17 protein-coding genes are annotated in these 15921 nt (G+C 32.8%); 14 read left to right on the forward strand and 3 right to left on the reverse strand.

All coding sequences use genetic code 11. The features are described from left to right. Window positions 1–751 (reverse strand): ISL3 family transposase (locus TCEL_RS12685; protein ID WP_040683701.1); only part of this gene is annotated, 751 nt, incomplete at its 3' end. A gap of 223 nt (window positions 752–974) precedes the next feature. On the opposite strand from TCEL_RS12685, the gene TCEL_RS01050 reads away from it, so the two are divergent. Both TCEL_RS01050 and TCEL_RS01055 read left to right on the forward strand, forming a co-directional pair. Continuing rightward, entirely contained in the window at window positions 975–1727 is a 753-nt protein-coding gene (locus tag TCEL_RS01050; protein ID WP_018660252.1) for an SLAP domain-containing protein, read from the forward strand. A gap of 93 nt (window positions 1728–1820) precedes the next feature. Then, the gene (locus TCEL_RS01055) at window positions 1821–3371 is read left to right on the forward strand and encodes a S41 family peptidase (protein WP_242823444.1); all 1551 of its coding nucleotides are present in this window, start codon (window positions 1821–1823) and stop codon (window positions 3369–3371) included. 21 nt (window positions 3372–3392) lie between these two features. On the opposite strand, the gene kce is transcribed toward TCEL_RS01055, so the two are convergent. Continuing rightward, window positions 3393–4208, reverse strand: a complete 816-nt coding sequence (kce, locus tag TCEL_RS01060) for a 3-keto-5-aminohexanoate cleavage enzyme (RefSeq protein WP_018660256.1) — start codon at window positions 4206–4208, stop codon at window positions 3393–3395. Window positions 4209–4213: 5 nt separating this feature from the next. Then, on the reverse strand, window positions 4214–4618 hold the full coding sequence (gene kal / locus TCEL_RS01065) for a 3-aminobutyryl-CoA ammonia lyase (RefSeq protein WP_018660259.1): 405 nt from the start codon (window positions 4616–4618) through the stop codon (window positions 4214–4216). 149 nt (window positions 4619–4767) lie between these two features. Here kal and TCEL_RS01070 point away from each other — a divergent pair, with 149 nt between their 5' ends. From TCEL_RS01070 to pstA, 12 genes are all read left to right on the forward strand, one after another. Then, a complete protein-coding gene (locus TCEL_RS01070) occupies window positions 4768–5163 on the forward strand; it encodes a hypothetical protein (protein WP_018660260.1) in 396 nt (131 codons plus the stop codon). An 18-nt stretch (window positions 5164–5181) separates the two neighbouring features. After that, window positions 5182–5829, forward strand: a complete 648-nt coding sequence (fsa, locus tag TCEL_RS01075; protein WP_018660262.1) for a fructose-6-phosphate aldolase — start codon at window positions 5182–5184, stop codon at window positions 5827–5829. Between the two features lie 229 nt (window positions 5830–6058). Then, a complete protein-coding gene (gene glpX, locus TCEL_RS01080) occupies window positions 6059–7015 on the forward strand; it encodes a class II fructose-bisphosphatase (RefSeq protein ID WP_040683824.1) in 957 nt (318 codons plus the stop codon). Between the two features lie 285 nt (window positions 7016–7300). Continuing rightward, window positions 7301–8272: a class II fructose-bisphosphatase gene (gene glpX / locus TCEL_RS01085; RefSeq protein WP_018660266.1), complete on the forward strand. Its 972-nt coding sequence runs from the start codon at window positions 7301–7303 to the stop codon at window positions 8270–8272. A gap of 218 nt (window positions 8273–8490) precedes the next feature. Next, a complete protein-coding gene (gene rho / locus TCEL_RS01090; RefSeq protein ID WP_018660268.1) occupies window positions 8491–9876 on the forward strand; it encodes a transcription termination factor Rho in 1386 nt (461 codons plus the stop codon). 110 nt (window positions 9877–9986) lie between these two features. Then, on the forward strand, window positions 9987–10199 hold the full coding sequence (gene rpmE, locus TCEL_RS01095) for a 50S ribosomal protein L31 (protein WP_018660270.1): 213 nt from the start codon (window positions 9987–9989) through the stop codon (window positions 10197–10199). 54 nt (window positions 10200–10253) lie between these two features. Continuing rightward, window positions 10254–10832, forward strand: coding sequence for a thymidine kinase (locus TCEL_RS01100; protein ID WP_018660271.1), 579 nt, complete (start codon window positions 10254–10256; stop codon window positions 10830–10832). 4 nt (window positions 10833–10836) lie between these two features. Next, the gene (locus tag TCEL_RS01105) at window positions 10837–11049 is read left to right on the forward strand and encodes a DUF3006 domain-containing protein (RefSeq protein ID WP_018660272.1); all 213 of its coding nucleotides are present in this window, start codon (window positions 10837–10839) and stop codon (window positions 11047–11049) included. Between the two features lie 213 nt (window positions 11050–11262). Beyond that, window positions 11263–13110: an alkaline phosphatase gene (locus tag TCEL_RS01110; protein ID WP_018660273.1), complete on the forward strand. Its 1848-nt coding sequence runs from the start codon at window positions 11263–11265 to the stop codon at window positions 13108–13110. A gap of 46 nt (window positions 13111–13156) precedes the next feature. Next, window positions 13157–14077 carry a phosphate ABC transporter substrate-binding protein gene (locus TCEL_RS01115; RefSeq protein ID WP_018660274.1) on the forward strand — a complete coding sequence of 307 codons (921 nt, stop codon included), beginning with the start codon at window positions 13157–13159 and terminating at the stop codon, window positions 14075–14077. A 55-nt stretch (window positions 14078–14132) separates the two neighbouring features. After that, entirely contained in the window at window positions 14133–15044 is a 912-nt protein-coding gene (gene pstC / locus TCEL_RS01120; protein ID WP_040683702.1) for a phosphate ABC transporter permease subunit PstC, read from the forward strand. Then, window positions 15044–15901, forward strand: coding sequence for a phosphate ABC transporter permease PstA (gene pstA / locus TCEL_RS01125; protein ID WP_018660276.1), 858 nt, complete (start codon window positions 15044–15046; stop codon window positions 15899–15901). Before pstC ends, pstA begins: the two co-directional genes overlap by 1 nt. Window positions 15902–15921 lie beyond the last annotated feature (20 nt).

Genomic DNA, 15921 nt, shown 5'->3' on the forward strand with positions numbered 1-15921 from the left:
CTTTTTGTATACGCTTTCTAACTGCTTCTACAGCCCACATAGCATGTCTAATATAATGGAATTTATCAATTACAATAATGGCATTTTTAAAGTAAGTTTTAGCTAAATCAATATAAGGTTGCCACATATCACAAATAAAATATTGGACGCTATCGCGGTTTTTAATTTTTTTAAAGTAGTCCGATAGGACGTGTAAATGTCTATCTTTAATAACATCGATAATTTTTCTATTAACAGGGTCAACGATACAACAGTGATATTTAGAACCTCCAGAATTACCTTTAAATTCGTCAATAGCTATAATTTCAGGTAAAGTAGTAGCAGAAGGATAGGAGACATTATTAAAAATGCGCTTTATAGTATCAACAGACAAATTAACTCTTTTAGCTAAACTTGACATACTATAAGTATTAGTAAGCTCTGTTATAACGTACATAGATAAAAGATTAGTGATTCTATAATAACGTGGCAAGAATTCAATATGCTCATAAAATCTTTTACCACAAATATTACAACGATACCTACGCTTTTTAATAACGAGAACAGTAGGTTTTAAGAATAGAGGAATGTGTTTAACACGTTGTGTTCTATAATCATGAACTCTACGAGTTTGAGAATGACAACAAGGGCAAGTATGAGGTTTCTTCTTCATTTCTAAATAAATCTCAATGCAATTATCTATATTAAGTATTTTTGTTACAATAACATCTTTAAAACCGAGTAGGTTTTTGATAAAATTATTATTGTGCACTTGTTGGATGCCTCCTTTCAGGTAATATGTTGTTGTATGTAATTTATTATATCAGGCATCTAAACAGGTGCATATTTTTTTGTAAAAAAATATGCTGGGGCTACGCCCCAACATTTATTATAGAACCTGATTTTAATATCTGTTATTAGATATAATTGTAGACTTTTGCTTGTTTGTATGATAAAATTAAAATTACCTATAAAAATTGAAGGAGGAAAGAATAATGCCAAGAAAAAAGGCTAAGATTGATATATCGCTACATCCAGAGGTTGAAAATAGAGTTTCAAATGTGACAAAAGAATATTATAAAAAAGAACTTGAATCATTAGATCCAATAAATGAGGGAGAGGTAAATATTCATACATCATATATTTATTTAAATGGTGATGAAGTAGAAGCAAGTGTTATAATTAGAAATGGGCTTCAGAATACAATAAACTTTGATAAGCTTCCTATTATGATAACAGATGAGGATAATAATATTTATTTTAGAGGAACATTTGAAGCTACAGATATTGGGGACATTCCACCTCTTTCAGCACGACCATGGAAATTTTATATTAAGCTAGAGGATATGTTTATAAAGGACATAAATGAAAAGAAACTTATGGTTAAGTTTGATACTGAAAGGCTGCAAGCTCAGGTAAATGATCCAAATAGAATTGATTTAATATTACCTAGTGATATAAATAAGGATGAAAGGGATGCAATTGTAGAATTTATACAGAAAATGCCACCTCTAGAAGAAAAAACTGTTGATCTGGATGTATTCAGCGAGGCATACAGCAGTGAAAAGGAAACATTATATTTAACATATGTTGTAAGAAATGGAGCTTACCAAGATGTAAAGTTGGATTATCTACCATATAATTTTAATAAAAACGGAGAAAATAAACAGATTAAATTAGAATGGGATGGCATAGTAATTCCAAAAAGAAGTATAAGAGTTTTTAAATTTGAAGTCAAAGGAATTTAAGTTTTAAAAGTTGGGGCGGGTATTAAAAATACCTGTCCTTATTGTTTTAATTAAATCAAATAGTAAATTTAAGAAGGGAGGTGGGCTGTGCCTATGAGATTAAATTTAAAGCAAAAGATAGTTAGTTTTTTAATTGTTATAATGGTTCTTTTTCAGCTTAATGTTTTTGCAGAAGCACAACTTGAAGAAGTAAAAGAAATAATTAAGAATTATTATGTGGAAAATGTGGATGATTCAAAGTTAAATGTGAACTCTGTGGAGGAGTTAATAAATAATTTAAATGATCCCTATACTGCTTATTTTACAAAGGATGAATTTGATTCATTTATTGGTTCTATTAATCAAAGTTATGTAGGGGTTGGAATAGTTGTTGAAAAGTGTGAAGAAGGTATTTTAATTACTTCTGTTTTAGATAATTCTTCTGCTAAGCAGGCAGGTATTTTGCCAGGAGATGTTATTGTTGAAATTAATGGTCTGTCTATAGTTGATAGATCATTAGAAGATGCAATATCATTAATACGTGGTGAAGAAGGAACATATGTAAATTTAAAAGTAAAAAGAGATAACCAAATATTAAGTTTTAATTTAAAAAGATTAAAAATTGAATTGGCTACAGTAAAGGGATCATTAATAGATGGACATGTAGGATATATAAATTTAATGTCCTTTGGGGAAAATACGAATAGTGAGTTTTTAAGTGTTTATAATAATTTAAAATCTAAAGGAGCAGATTTTTTTATTTTAGATGTTAGAAATAATGGTGGAGGCTTTTTATATACAGCAGTAGAAATTTTGTCTAATTTTATTGGTAGTAATACATGTGTTGTTTTAAAAGATAAATACGGCTTTCAAACAAAAGTAAAAAATGATGTTGTACCAAGTAGATTAATAAATGAGAGATTTATTTTATTAACAAATGGAAACTCAGCAAGTGCTTCAGAAATACTTGCGGCAGCTTTAAAGGATTATAATAAAGCATTGATAATAGGAAATAGAACCTTTGGCAAAGGAACAGCCCAAAGTTTTTTCGTATTATCCAATGGAGATATATTGAAGTTAACAACACAAAAATTTTACTCACCAAATGGAAATGAAATTAATAAGATTGGAGTTTTACCACATATAAGGATATACGAAGACATAGATAAGGTTGCATTAATGCTTACTGAAAGAGAACCAGTTGCTGATAAAACAAATTATGTTAAGTTAGTTATTAATGGTAAAATGTATTATATAAATTTAAAAAATGACACTTACTTTAACAAATTAATTAGCTCAATAAATAATTGTGAAATGTACATTGGGGTAAAAAATTATTGGGTTAAAAGGGATTTGAATTATTATAAACAAAAAGAGAATGCCTTTGTTGAAGTAAAAAGAGATATTAATAATAAGATTAAAGAAATAGAAAAATACCATACTGTTGATGCAGCAAAAAAGAGTAATTTTAATACAAAATATGGATATGTTGCTGTATCTAAATTAAATTTTAGACAAATTCCTAAGCTAAAAGGTAAAGTATTATTTGTACTAAATAAAGGAACTAAATTTGAAATATTAGAGAGCTCAATGGGTTGGTATAAAATAAAATACAATAATAGAATTGCTTATGTTTATGGTAAATATATAAAATTAACTAAATAGGGTGGTTTTATAAAACCACCCTTATTTTATGTTTAGTATTCTTCTTGCCTCTTGAGGTGTTGCAATTTCACGACCTAATTCCTTTGCTATTCTTACAACCCTTTCTACTAGTTGTGCATTTGATTTTGCAAGTTCACCTTTATTATAATATATATTATCTTCAAGTCCAACTCTTACATGTCCACCAAGAAGTATAGCATATACGGCCATAGGAAGTTGGTATCTACCAATACCTGCAACAGTCCATGTTGAGCCTTCTGGAAGAGATCTTACCATATATGTTAAACTGTCTATATCGGCAGGCATACCAGATGGAACACCTAAAACAAAGTCAAAATGAAGAGGAGCTTCTAAAAGTCCCATTTTTAGAAGTCTTTTTGCATTTTCAACCATACCTCTGTCAAATACCTCTATTTCAGGTTTTACGTTAAATTCCTTCATTTTCTTTGCAAAGTTAATTAAAGAAGGAAAGCTGTTAACGAATACCTCATCACCAAAATTAATTGTACCTGCATCAAGTGTTGCCATTTCAGGCCTTAATTCTACAGGTGCAAGTCTTTCATCATCACTCATTCCAACAGCACCGCCTGTTGTAACTTGAAGTATTGCATCAGGACATTTTTCTCTTATTGCATCTAATATTACCTTAAATCTTTCTTTGCTTTGAGTTGGAGTTCCATCGTCTTCTCTAACGTGAATATGTAAAATTGATGCACCAGCCTTATATGCTTCATAGGCTGATTGAGCCATCTCTTCAACTGTATATGGAACAGCTGGATTTTGCTCCTTTGTAACTTCTGCACCTGTTAGTGCACATGTTATAATAAGCTTTTCCATTCCCATTACCCCCTATTAAATCTTTGTTTATCCTTTGGAACAACGCAAGTTCCAGATGCTCTACAAACAACGATAGGCTCTTCTAGTACATCACATGCAGAATCATTTCCAGGAATATTTGCAGAAGTTATAACTTTTCTAGCTTCAAATTTCATCTTTCTTGATGTGTTTCCAACCTCAACAATTTCACCAATAGCTTCAATATAATCTCCAGCATAAACAGGAGCTAAGAATTCAACGCTGTCGTAGGCTCTGAAAAGCCCTTCGTCTCCGTCATGGCGAATTAAAAGTTCAGTTGCTACATCTCCAAATAGTTGAAGCATTTTTGCTCCATCTACTAAGTTTCCTGCATAATGTGCATCGTGGCTAGACATTCTTACCCTAATTACAACCTTTTCACCAATTGGCATAGTATTACCCCCTTAAATGTTTTCATAATATTTATATTCTTCAAAAAATATATAAATCCTTTTAAAATATAATTGACAAAAAAATAATTTTTTCGACAAGAAGGAATTTTAACTTAAGTGAAGAATATATGAATATGGAGGTGAAGGGGATGATTATGGATTCTTCCATAAAGGCGGCGGTTAAATGTAGTGAATGTGGTAAATATACAAGCTTCCATATAAATTTGTTTGAAGCAAAAAGGCCGACGAGTAAAAGATGTAATTGTGGTAATGTTGTTTTTAAGGTTAGTGCTAATAAGGGAGAAGTTGATATAGATATTCCATGTATTGCATGTGGTGAAGTACATAGATATAAGTATAAAATAAAGGATTTGATAGACAAACAGGCTAATATACTTGCTTGCCCTATTTGTGGTATGGAAATTGCATTTTTAGGGAAAGAATATTTTGTAGATGATATGGTTAATAGGTACATGGAGGATATGCTTGAGCTATTAACTCATCTTGGAGTTATAGATAAAACAAAAAGATGGGTGATAAAATAATAAATGGGGAGTGATTATATGAAGCTTTTTATTGACACTGCCAATGTAAATGAAATAAGAGAGGCAGAAAAATTAGGTATAATTTGTGGAGTTACTACTAATCCTTCACTTATTGCAAAGGAAGGAAGAGACTTTGTTGAAGTTGTAAAGGAGATTACTGAAATTGTTGATGGTCCTATAAGTGCTGAGGTTATAAGCCTTGATGCAGATGGGATGATTAAAGAAGCAAGGGAACTTACTAAAATTCACAAAAATATAGTAATTAAAATACCTATGACACTTGAGGGATTAAAGGCAGTTAAGGTTCTCTCAAAAGAGGGAATAAAAACAAATGTAACATTAATATTTTCATCAGCACAGGCACTACTTGCAGCAAAGGCTGGTGCAACATATGTAAGCCCATTTGTAGGTAGACTAGATGATGTAGGACATAATGGTATGAATCTTATTGAAGAGATTGTAAGGATATTTGACAACTATGGTATTGAGACAGAAATAATAGCTGCAAGCATTAGACATCCAATGCATGTTGTAGAAGCTGCTTTAGCAGGTGCACATATTGCAACAGTTCCTTATAAGGTACTTGTTCAAATGGCTAAACATCCTATGACAGATATAGGAATAGAAAAGTTCTTAAAGGATTGGGAAACAGTACCAAAGAAATGATTTAAATTTAAATCCAGCTAAAAGTTATCTTTTAGCTGGATTTTTAACTTTTTTGATAAGTTTAAAGCAAAATATGGTAAATGTCACATTTCACATGGGTGGCACTTATTTAGTATAGCACATTAAATAAATATAATTTAACAAAAATATATTTGACAAACAATTAACAGGAAGAGTATAATAAAAAATGTTATTACAGAAACAAATAGTATATCACATTAGGAGGAATATTATGAACACAGATTTGGCACTGGGGCTTGTTAGAGTAACAGAAACTGCTGCAATAAATGCATCAAAGTACATGGGGCGTGGAGATAAGAATGCAGCAGATGAAGCAGCTGTAGAAGGTATGAGGAGGATGTTTGATGCTCTTCCAATAAGAGGAACAGTTGTAATTGGTGAAGGAGAAATGGATGAAGCGCCAATGCTTTATATAGGAGAAGTGTTAGGAAGTGGAGATTATGAAGTTGATATAGCAGTTGATCCCCTTGATGGTACAAGCTTTGTGGCAAAGGGAATGCCAAATGCACTTGCAGTTGTTGCAATAGCAGAAAAGGGTTCACTTTTACATGCACCTGATATGTATATGGAAAAGCTTGTAGTAGGACCTAAGGCAAGGGGAGTAGTATCACTAGATGTGCCTTTGAGTGAAAATATAAAGAATGTAGCTAAGGCTTTAAAAAAGGATGTTTCAAATGTTACCGTTGTAATTCAAGATAGACCAAGACATCAACACTTGATGGAAGAGGTAAGAAGGGTTAATGCAAGATTAAAGCTATTTAGCGATGGTGATATACAAGAGGCCCTTGCAACTTGTTTTGAGGAGAGCGGTGTTGATATTATGATAGGAATAGGTGGGGCACCAGAAGGAGTTATAACTGCAGCGGCTGTAAAATGTGTTGGAGGAGATTTTCAGGGAAGACTTTGTCCAATGAATGAGGAAGAAAAACAAAGATGTTTTAATATGGGTATAAAGGATTTAAGTAGGGTTATGCAGCTTGATGATATAGTAAAATCAGATGAAGTGTATTTTGCAGCAACAGGAGTTTCAGATGGAAATCTGCTTAAGGGTGTTGTCTTTTTAGGCAAAGATAGGGCAAAAACAAGTTCTATAGTAATGAGGGCAAAGACAGGAACTATAAGATATATAAATGCTATACACAATTTAAGTAGGAGAGGATATTAATTATATTTTATGTTAAAAATATTTTCTAGATTTTATTTTTTAAAAGTAAATGATAATTAAATTATAGGTAGAATAGGAGCCTTTGTGCTCCTTTTGTTTTGCTTGCAATTACAAAATAAAATTTTATGGGAATAGTTGGAAAATGTCGCATTTCACTTGGGTGGCACTTTATTAATTTATTTAACAAATAATGTAGCACATATTATAATTATGATATATTATATATTGACTTTGAATACATAAAGTGTATATAATATAGATAGCATTTTGGAATGGGGGAGTAGTATGGATATCGATTTAGCATTATCTTATGTTAGAGTTACAGAGGCTGCAGCAATAAATGCCTCAAAGCTATTAGGAAGAGGAGACAAGAACGCTGCAGATGATGCTGCTGTTCAAGCTATGAGGAAGATGTTTGATTTAATACCTATAAAGGGTACAGTTGTAATAGGTGAAGGTGAAATGGATGAGGCTCCAATGCTCTATATTGGAGAAGAAGTGGGAATAAGAGATGGAGAATGTGTAGAGGTTGATATTGCAGTTGATCCGCTAGATGGTACTAACCTTGTTGCAAAGGGACTTCCTAATGCATTATCTGTTCTTGCTGTTGCACCAAAGGGTGGACTTTTACATGCACCTGATATGTATATGGAGAAAATAGCAGTAGGAAGAAGAGCAAAGGGAGTTGTATGCTTGGATGCTCCACTTGAAGAGAATATAAGAAATGTTGCAAAGGCATTGAATAAAAAGGTAGAAGATGTAACTGTTATTATGTTAGATAGAGAAAGACACTTTGGGCTTATGGAAAAGGTAAGAAAAGTAGGGGCAAGAATGAAACTTATAACAGATGGAGATATAGCAGCAGCTATTGCCACAGGCTTTGAGGATACAGGAATTGATATTATGGTAGGAACAGGTGGTGCACCAGAAGGTGTTATTGCTGCAGCGGCTTTAAAGTGTTTAGGAGGAGATTTTCAAGGTAGGTTGTGTGTAACTAATGAAGAAGAAAGGGCAAGATGTAAACAGATGGGAATAGATGATTTAAATAGGATACTTTATATAGACGATATAGTTAAGGCAGATGATGTATATTTTGCAGCAACAGGAGTTTCAGATGGTGATCTTTTAAAGGGAGTTTTATACTTAAGTAAAGATAAGGTAAAAACTCAGTCGGTTGTAATGAGATCAAAAACAGGAACAGTAAGATTTATAAATGCTATACATAATTTAAAAAAGGTACAAACAAATCACGTTTAGGTGTATTTCACCTTAACGTGATTTTTATTTAGTTATTATTATTTAAGAAATATCAGTTATACTTTACATTTTAAATACAGAGTATTAAAATAGAAGTAGTCGAGTCTCATATTCTGTTCCATTCGTATATTTCCCCAGCATAACCACAAAAACAAAATAGTTTAATTTATTATAGAGTTTCAGTATCCTTGTCTTATGTAAAATTATGGAGGTGTAGTATGAATTTTGAAGAGTTAAAAGGGAAGACGCTTGAGGAATTAAGGCAAATAGCAAAGGATTATGACATAAAGTCTGTCTCAAAGTATAGAAAGAGTGAATTAATTGAAGAGATACTTAAAATAGAGGAAGAAAAGAGCAAAGCAAAGGGCGAAGAGATTATTTTACCAGAGATAGAGGATGAAAAGATTGATGATATAAGGGATGAAGAGATAAAACTACATGATATTGATGCAGAGAAACGTGAAAAGATTCAGGAGCTTCTACAGGATGCAGATACAGTTGAAGGAGTATTTGAACTGGTTGAAAACCAGCAATATGGATTTTTAAGGCTTGATAATTATCAACAAGGTCCAAGAGATATATATGTTTCACCCTCACAGATTAGAAGATTTAATATTAAAACTGGAGATTTAATTAAAGGAAAAGCAAGGTTCCCAAAGGAGACTGAAAAGTATAAGGCACTTATATATCTTCAAGAAATAAATGGTATGCCTCCAGAGAAGGTACAGGGAAGAAAAAGCTTTGAAACTTTAACTCCAATTTACCCCAATAGAAGATTAAGCCTTGAGGTTTCAAGCGGAGATTTAGCAACAAGATTGATAGACATATTAGCACCAATAGGAAGAGGGCAAAGAGGCCTTATAGTTGCACCTCCAAAGGCAGGTAAAACGGTTCTTTTAAAGAAGATTGCAAATGCAATAACAACAAATCACCCAGACGTTGAGCTTATAGTTCTTTTAATTGATGAAAGACCAGAAGAAGTAACTGACATGCAAAGATCTATAAAGGGTGAAGTTGTTTATTCAACATTTGATAATGAACCAGAAAATCATACAAGAGTTGCTGAGCTTGTATTAGAGAGGGCAAAAAGACTTGTTGAATTAAAAAAGGATGTTGTTATTCTTCTTGATAGTATCACACGACTTGCAAGAGCGTATAATCTTACAATTAATCCAACTGGAAGAACACTATCTGGAGGTCTTGATCCAGGGGCACTAATTCAACCTAAGAAATTCTTTGGTGCAGCAAGAAACATAGAAGAAGGTGGAAGTTTAACTATACTTGCAACTGCACTTGTTGAAACAGGAAGCCGTATGGACGATGTTATATTTGAGGAGTTTAAGGGAACAGGTAACATGGAAGTACATCTTGATAGAAAGCTTCAGGAGAGAAGGATATTCCCAGCAATAGATATTTACAAGTCAGGTACAAGAAGAGAAGATCTATTACTAAATGATGAAGAAAAGGCAGCAGTTCTTGCTATAAGAAGGCTTCTTGCAAATGAAACAACTCAAGAGGCTACAGAAAAACTATTAAATGCAATAGCAAGAACAAGGACGAATAAGGAATTTGTTCAAATGGCTGCAAAAGTTTTAAAGGATTAATTTTAATGTTGAAAATTAATCATAAATATGATATAATCTAAAAAGTTGACGGAAGGTACTACATAAAGCATATATATTTATGTTAAGAAACTAAGAAAGAGGTGAAATACATGAGAGACATCCATCCAAACTACAACCATGATGCAGTTGTAAAGTGTGCATGTGGTAACACATTCACAACTGGATCAGTAAAGAAGGAATTAAGAGTTGAAATCTGTTCAAAGTGCCACCCATTCTTCTCAGGTAAGCAAAAGATGATAGTTGAATCAGGCGGAAGAATGGATAAGTTCATGAAGAAGTACAATCTAAAGATTGAAGAATAATTATTTTCGACCGGCATGCCGGTCTTTTTTCATATACTAGGATGGAGGGATAATATGTACGGCCCAAAGGATCATGGATATATTGAGGTTATAGTTGGTCCAATGTACAGTGGGAAAAGTGAAGAGCTTATAAGAAGAATAAAAAGAGCAAAAATTGCAAAGCAAAATGTGGTTGTATTTAAACCAGTTATAGATGATAGATATAGTAAAACTTGCGTAGTTTCACACACAGGAATAAAGGAAGAAGCAATATGTATATCAAAATCAGAAGAAATATTTAATTATGTAAAGGATACAACAGATGTTGTAGCAATTGATGAAGTTCAATTTTTTGATGAAAAGATAGTTGATGTATGTAAAAAGCTTGCTGATAAGGGCAAAAGGGTAATTTGTGCTGGTCTTGATATGGATTTTAGAGGAGAACCCTTTGGGCCTATTCCAAAGCTTCTTGCAATAGCAGAGTTTGTTGATAAGATACATGCAATATGTGTTGTTTGTGGAAATCCTGCAACAAGAACTCAAAGATTAATAAATGGAAAGCCAGCAAGATACAGTGACCCTATAATTTTAGTTGGTGCAACTGAAGCATATGAAGCAAGATGTAGAAAGTGCCATATAGTTCCTAAGGAGTGATATGATGAAGGGTGTTGTAGATCGAATTGAGGGGAATATGGTTGTAGTTGTATTAGATGATGAGCAGGTAGTAGAAATTAACATTGATGATTTTGAGGATAAAGTAAAAGAGGGGGATGTAGTATTTAAAAGATGCTTAAAATGGGCTGTGGATTATAAGGAGACTGAGAAGAGGAAAGAGACAGTAGAAAAGTATTTGGATCTATTTGAAGAGTGATTAAAGAGCTGTTAAAGGATTAAAAAATGAATCCTTTAACAGCTTTTGATTTTTTTGTAAATTGATTGTTAACGCTATCTTTACAATATTTAACATGGTATTAATGTGAAGATAATATAGAACAAATACAATTACCAATGATGGTAATCATTCTTTGTTGTACCTATTTATAAAATTCATTTCAAGAAAATAGAAAAATAAGGGGGTTTAAGGATGAACAGTAAATCTAAAAAGGCAATCAACCTGTTATTGTCGCTTGTACTTTCATTATCTGTTCTAGTAAGTCCTATTACTGAACTTAATGCAAGTGCAGCAGGAACCACAACAAAGAAAGTTACAACTGTTACACAAAAAAGTACGGTACATAAGAGAACTGGAGCTAAAGTAACAAAGAGAAAGGTTACAAAGAAGGTAGTAAAAAATGTAAAGAAGCAGCCAGTAGTTAAAAAGCCGGTACAAAAAAATAATAATGTAAAACCAGTAGTTCAAGAAGTAAGAAAGGCCAAAAATGTGATCTTTTTACTTGGTGACGGTATGGGAATATCACATACTACACTTGCAAGATGGTATAAGGGTTCAAACTTAGCAATGGATGAAATAGCAGCAGGAGTAATAAGAACTTATAGTGCAGAATCAATAATAACTGACTCAGCTCCAGCTGCGACAGCATTTGCAACAGGTATTAAATCAAATGATAAGCTTATAGGTGTTTACCCTGAAAAGATTGAATTACCTAATAAAAAGACAGTAGATGAAAAGGATGCATATAAGCCAATAGCAACTATATTAGAGGCAGCAAAAATAAAGGGAAAGGCAACTGGAATAGTTTCAACTTCACAGGTACAACATGCATCACCAGCAGGGTTTACTGCACATGTTCCACACAGAGAATTATATTATGATATAGCAATGCAACAAGTATATCAAGGATTAGATGTTGTTTTTGGTGGAGGAAAACAATATTTAGTTCCAGGTGGAGAAAAGTATAATATTCCTGAAGAAAAGGGTAGAAAAGATGGTAATGATCTAATTGCAGAGCTAAAGAAGATGGGTTATGCGGTGGTTGAAGATACAAAGTCTATGAAGGAGACAAAGGCTAATAAGGTTTGGGGTCTTTTTGCAGATGATGCAATGGATCATGATTTAGATAGAGATCCTGCAAAGCAACCAAGCTTAGCAGAAATGACTAAAAAGGCTATAGACATACTTTCAAAGGATAAAGATGGTTTCTTCCTATTTGTAGAAGGAAGTGAAATTGACTGGGCATCACATGCAAATGACCCAGTAGGTGTAGCAACTGAAGTTATAGCATTTGACAACGCTGTAAAAGTAGCACTTGATTTTGCAAAATCAAACAAGGATACATTAGTAATTGTGGTTTCAGATCATGATAATGGTGGACTTTCAATAGGAAGCAAGAAGACAGATAGCACATATCCATCATTACCTTTAGCAGATTTAATAAATCCACTAAAGAAGGCTAAGGTTACAGGAAAGGGAATTGAAAAACTATTTAATGAAGATAAGAGCAATATTGCTGAAGTTATGAAGGATTACTTTGGAATCGAAGATTTAACAGCAGAAGAAATAGAAGCTATAAAGAAGGCTCCAGCAGGAAAGGTACAGTCTGTAGTAGGACCAATTATAAGTTCAAGATCAACAATAGGCTGGACAACTACAGGTCACACTGGAAATGATGTTGTATTCTATGCATATGGTCCTCATGCACCAAAGGGAACATTAGAAAACTATCAATTTGCAAAGATTATGGCAGATGCGATGGGAATTGATTTAGAAGACGTAAATACGGAGTTATTCATAGACCTAGAGGAAGGTTTACAATATATACCAGGAGCAGAGGCAGATTTAGACATAACAGATATGGCAAACCCAGTAGTTGAAATAACTAAAGGAAAGATAAAAGCTGAGCTTCCAGTAAATACAAATATTCTAAAGATAAATGGAAAAGTTTACAGATTAAATGGATTAACAATTCTATCAAAGTCAGAAAGAATATATGTACCACTACAAGCTCTAGATATTATTTATGATGCTAAATAATAAAGGGGGCATGTCCCCCTTACTAAAAAAAGGGAGGTATATAAGTATGAAAAAGATGAAAAGACTTCTTTCAGCTGTATTAGCAGCAATGACATTAACAGTATCAGTTCCATTTGTTAAGGCTGATGCAAAAACATATTCAGGTACAATTAAGTGTTCTGGTTCAACAGCGCTTTTACCTATAGTAAAGCAAGCAGCAGAAGATTTTATGAAGGCAAATCCAAAGGTTTCTATTCAAGTTACAGGTGGAGGTTCAGGAACAGGAATAAAGAATGTTCAAGATGGCGTTGTTGATATTGGTAATTCAGACGTATTTGCACCAGAAGGAAGTGGTCTTGTTGATCATCAGATAGCAGTTATTCCATTCCTTTTTATAGTAAATCCAAGTGTTCAAGTTAATAACCTTACTAAGCAACAATTAGCAGATATTTTTTCAGGTAAGATTACAAACTGGAAGGAAGTTGGAGGAAATGACCAAAAGATAACTGTAATAATGCGTCAAGCATCTTCAGGTACAAGAATGACAGTACAACAACTTGTTATGGGTTCAGAACAGTTTACAACAAATGCAATCGTTCAAGACAGTAATGGTTCAGTTAAAGCAACAGTAGCTAGAACTCCAGGTGCTATTGGATATGTTGATTTAGCTTATGTTGATAAGACAGTTAAGGCATTAAAGTATGAAGGTGTTGACTGTACATTAGATAATGTAAAGAACGGAAAGTATAAGCTTGTATCAATAGGACATATGTATACAAAAGGACAACCTTCAGAGCTTGTTAAGGCATTTATAAACTATGTACAAAGTTCTACTTTCCAAAATAGAGTTTTACCATTCTACAAGTTTGCACCAGTTAATACAAGCATAACAAAGCAAGTAAGCAAAATAAAACTTACAACTTCAACTAATAAGGCTACAAATGTTAAACCAAGTTCAGCTTTAAGAAAAAGCACAAAGAGAAAGTAAAATTAAAATAATCACCAGTTCATCTGGTGATTATTTTTAGGATGGGGAGATGAAGATGGAGCAGTCAGCAAGATATGTTGTAAGAAGAAAGGAAAGAACTAGTATAGTAAACTCAATAGTAGACAATTCAATGAAATATCTTTTGCTATTATGTGCCCTTTTAACAGTTTTTATAGTAGCTTCAATTATAGTGTATGTTTCAAAAAATGGAATTAATGTTTTTAAAGAAATAACAGTAGAGGGCTTTTTTACGAGTGATTATTGGTCACCTGATGAAGGAGAATTTGGTATTTTAGCCTTTTGGAGAGGAACACTTATTTTAACATTACTTGCAATAACAATAGGTGGAGCTTTAGGAGTTTTATGTGCTATATATATGAGTAAATTTGCCCCTAAAAAAATAAGGGAAGTTATGAAGTTTGCTATTGATATATTTGTTGGAATTCCATCTGTGGTATATGGTTTTATTGGTCTTACTGTTATTGTACCTCTAATTCGTGAAGTTTTCCCAGATAGCACAGGGTTTGGATTTTTACCTGCGGCAATAATTTTATCAATAATGATACTTCCAACAGTTATAAGTATATCAGAGGCAAGCATTTCATCTGTTGATAAATCCTATGAAGAAGCATCTTATGCTTTAGGTGCAACTAAGGTCCAAACTGTTTTTAGTGTTGTTCTTCCAAGTGCATTACCAGGGATAATTACTGCTATTATACTTGCAATGGCAAGAGCACTAGGAGAAACAATGGCAGTTCAGATGGTTATCGGAAATACTCCACAGGTTGTAAATTCACTGCTTGAACCTACTATAACATTAACAACAGGTATTGTTATGGATATGGGAAGCTGTGAGTTTGGAAGTACATGGAGTAATGCATTATTTATGATGGCAACGGTACTTCTTATGGTATCAATCTTATTAATTTTAATAATACGCCTAATTCAGAGGAGGCAAGTGAGTTGATGTTTGTAAAGATTAAGGATATGATAGTAACACTAATATTAAAATTAGCAGCAGTATTAGTTGTAGGAATACTGGTTTGGTTTTTGTATATGGTTTTAGCACAGGGATTACCTGTATTAAATAAGGAATTTTTACTTGGTATGCCAAAAGAAATGGAGGAAGGTGGAGGTATAGGACCAGAGCTCTTTAACACATTTTACATTTTAGTACTTTCTTTGATATTTACAATTCCTGTTGGAATTGGTGCAGGGATATATTTGGCAGAATATGCAAAGGATAATATAATAACTAGAATGATAAGATTGAGCATTGAAACTCTAGCATCTGTGCCTTCTATAGTTTTTGGTCTTTTTGGTATGGTTATATTTGTTATTAAATTTAAATTTGGTTTTAGTATTTTAGGTGGAGCTTTAACATTATCAATAGTAAATTTACCTGTTGTTGTAAGTGTAACTGAAACTGCACTAAGAGAAGTACCTCAAACGTATAAAGAGGCGAGTTTAGCACTAGGAACAACAAAATGGCAAACTATTATGTCCATAATGTTGCCAACAGCCTTTCATAAGATAATAAATGGTATAAAATTAGCTGTTGGTAGGGCAATTGGTGAATCTGCAGTTTTAATATTTACAGCAGGTACTAGTATATCAAGAAACTATCCAGAGTTTAATCCCCTTTCATCAGGAGAAACATTATCTGTACATTTATGGTATGTTAAATCCATAGGATTAGTACCAGATGCAGAGAGAATAGCTGCAGGTTCATCTGCTGTTTTAATAATTCTGGTTTTAGTAATAAATGTATTTATGAACTTTTATGAGAAGAGATTGAGATTAAAATTTTTGGGAGTAAAATAAATTTATCAGAACATTCGACA

This window comes from Thermobrachium celere DSM 8682 (assembly GCF_000430995.1).
Classification (GTDB): domain Bacteria; phylum Bacillota; class Clostridia; order Clostridiales; family Caloramatoraceae; genus Thermobrachium; species Thermobrachium celere.

Coding starts and splice junctions, on each gene's coding strand:
- TCEL_RS01050 (WP_018660252.1), top strand. CDS start 975: ATGCCAAGAAAAAAGGCTAAGATTGATATATCGCTACATCCAGAGGTT.
- TCEL_RS01055 (WP_242823444.1), top strand. CDS start 1,821: ATGAGATTAAATTTAAAGCAAAAGATAGTTAGTTTTTTAATTGTTATA.
- kce (WP_018660256.1), bottom strand. CDS start 4,208: ATGGAAAAGCTTATTATAACATGTGCACTAACAGGTGCAGAAGTTACA.
- kal (WP_018660259.1), bottom strand. CDS start 4,618: ATGCCAATTGGTGAAAAGGTTGTAATTAGGGTAAGAATGTCTAGCCAC.
- TCEL_RS01070 (WP_018660260.1), top strand. CDS start 4,768: ATGATTATGGATTCTTCCATAAAGGCGGCGGTTAAATGTAGTGAATGT.
- fsa (WP_018660262.1), top strand. CDS start 5,182: ATGAAGCTTTTTATTGACACTGCCAATGTAAATGAAATAAGAGAGGCA.
- glpX (WP_018660266.1), top strand. CDS start 7,301: ATGGATATCGATTTAGCATTATCTTATGTTAGAGTTACAGAGGCTGCA.
- rho (WP_018660268.1), top strand. CDS start 8,491: ATGAATTTTGAAGAGTTAAAAGGGAAGACGCTTGAGGAATTAAGGCAA.
- rpmE (WP_018660270.1), top strand. CDS start 9,987: ATGAGAGACATCCATCCAAACTACAACCATGATGCAGTTGTAAAGTGT.
- TCEL_RS01100 (WP_018660271.1), top strand. CDS start 10,254: ATGTACGGCCCAAAGGATCATGGATATATTGAGGTTATAGTTGGTCCA.
- TCEL_RS01105 (WP_018660272.1), top strand. CDS start 10,837: ATGAAGGGTGTTGTAGATCGAATTGAGGGGAATATGGTTGTAGTTGTA.
- TCEL_RS01110 (WP_018660273.1), top strand. CDS start 11,263: ATGAACAGTAAATCTAAAAAGGCAATCAACCTGTTATTGTCGCTTGTA.
- TCEL_RS01115 (WP_018660274.1), top strand. CDS start 13,157: ATGAAAAAGATGAAAAGACTTCTTTCAGCTGTATTAGCAGCAATGACA.
- pstC (WP_040683702.1), top strand. CDS start 14,133: ATGGAGCAGTCAGCAAGATATGTTGTAAGAAGAAAGGAAAGAACTAGT.
- pstA (WP_018660276.1), top strand. CDS start 15,044: ATGTTTGTAAAGATTAAGGATATGATAGTAACACTAATATTAAAATTA.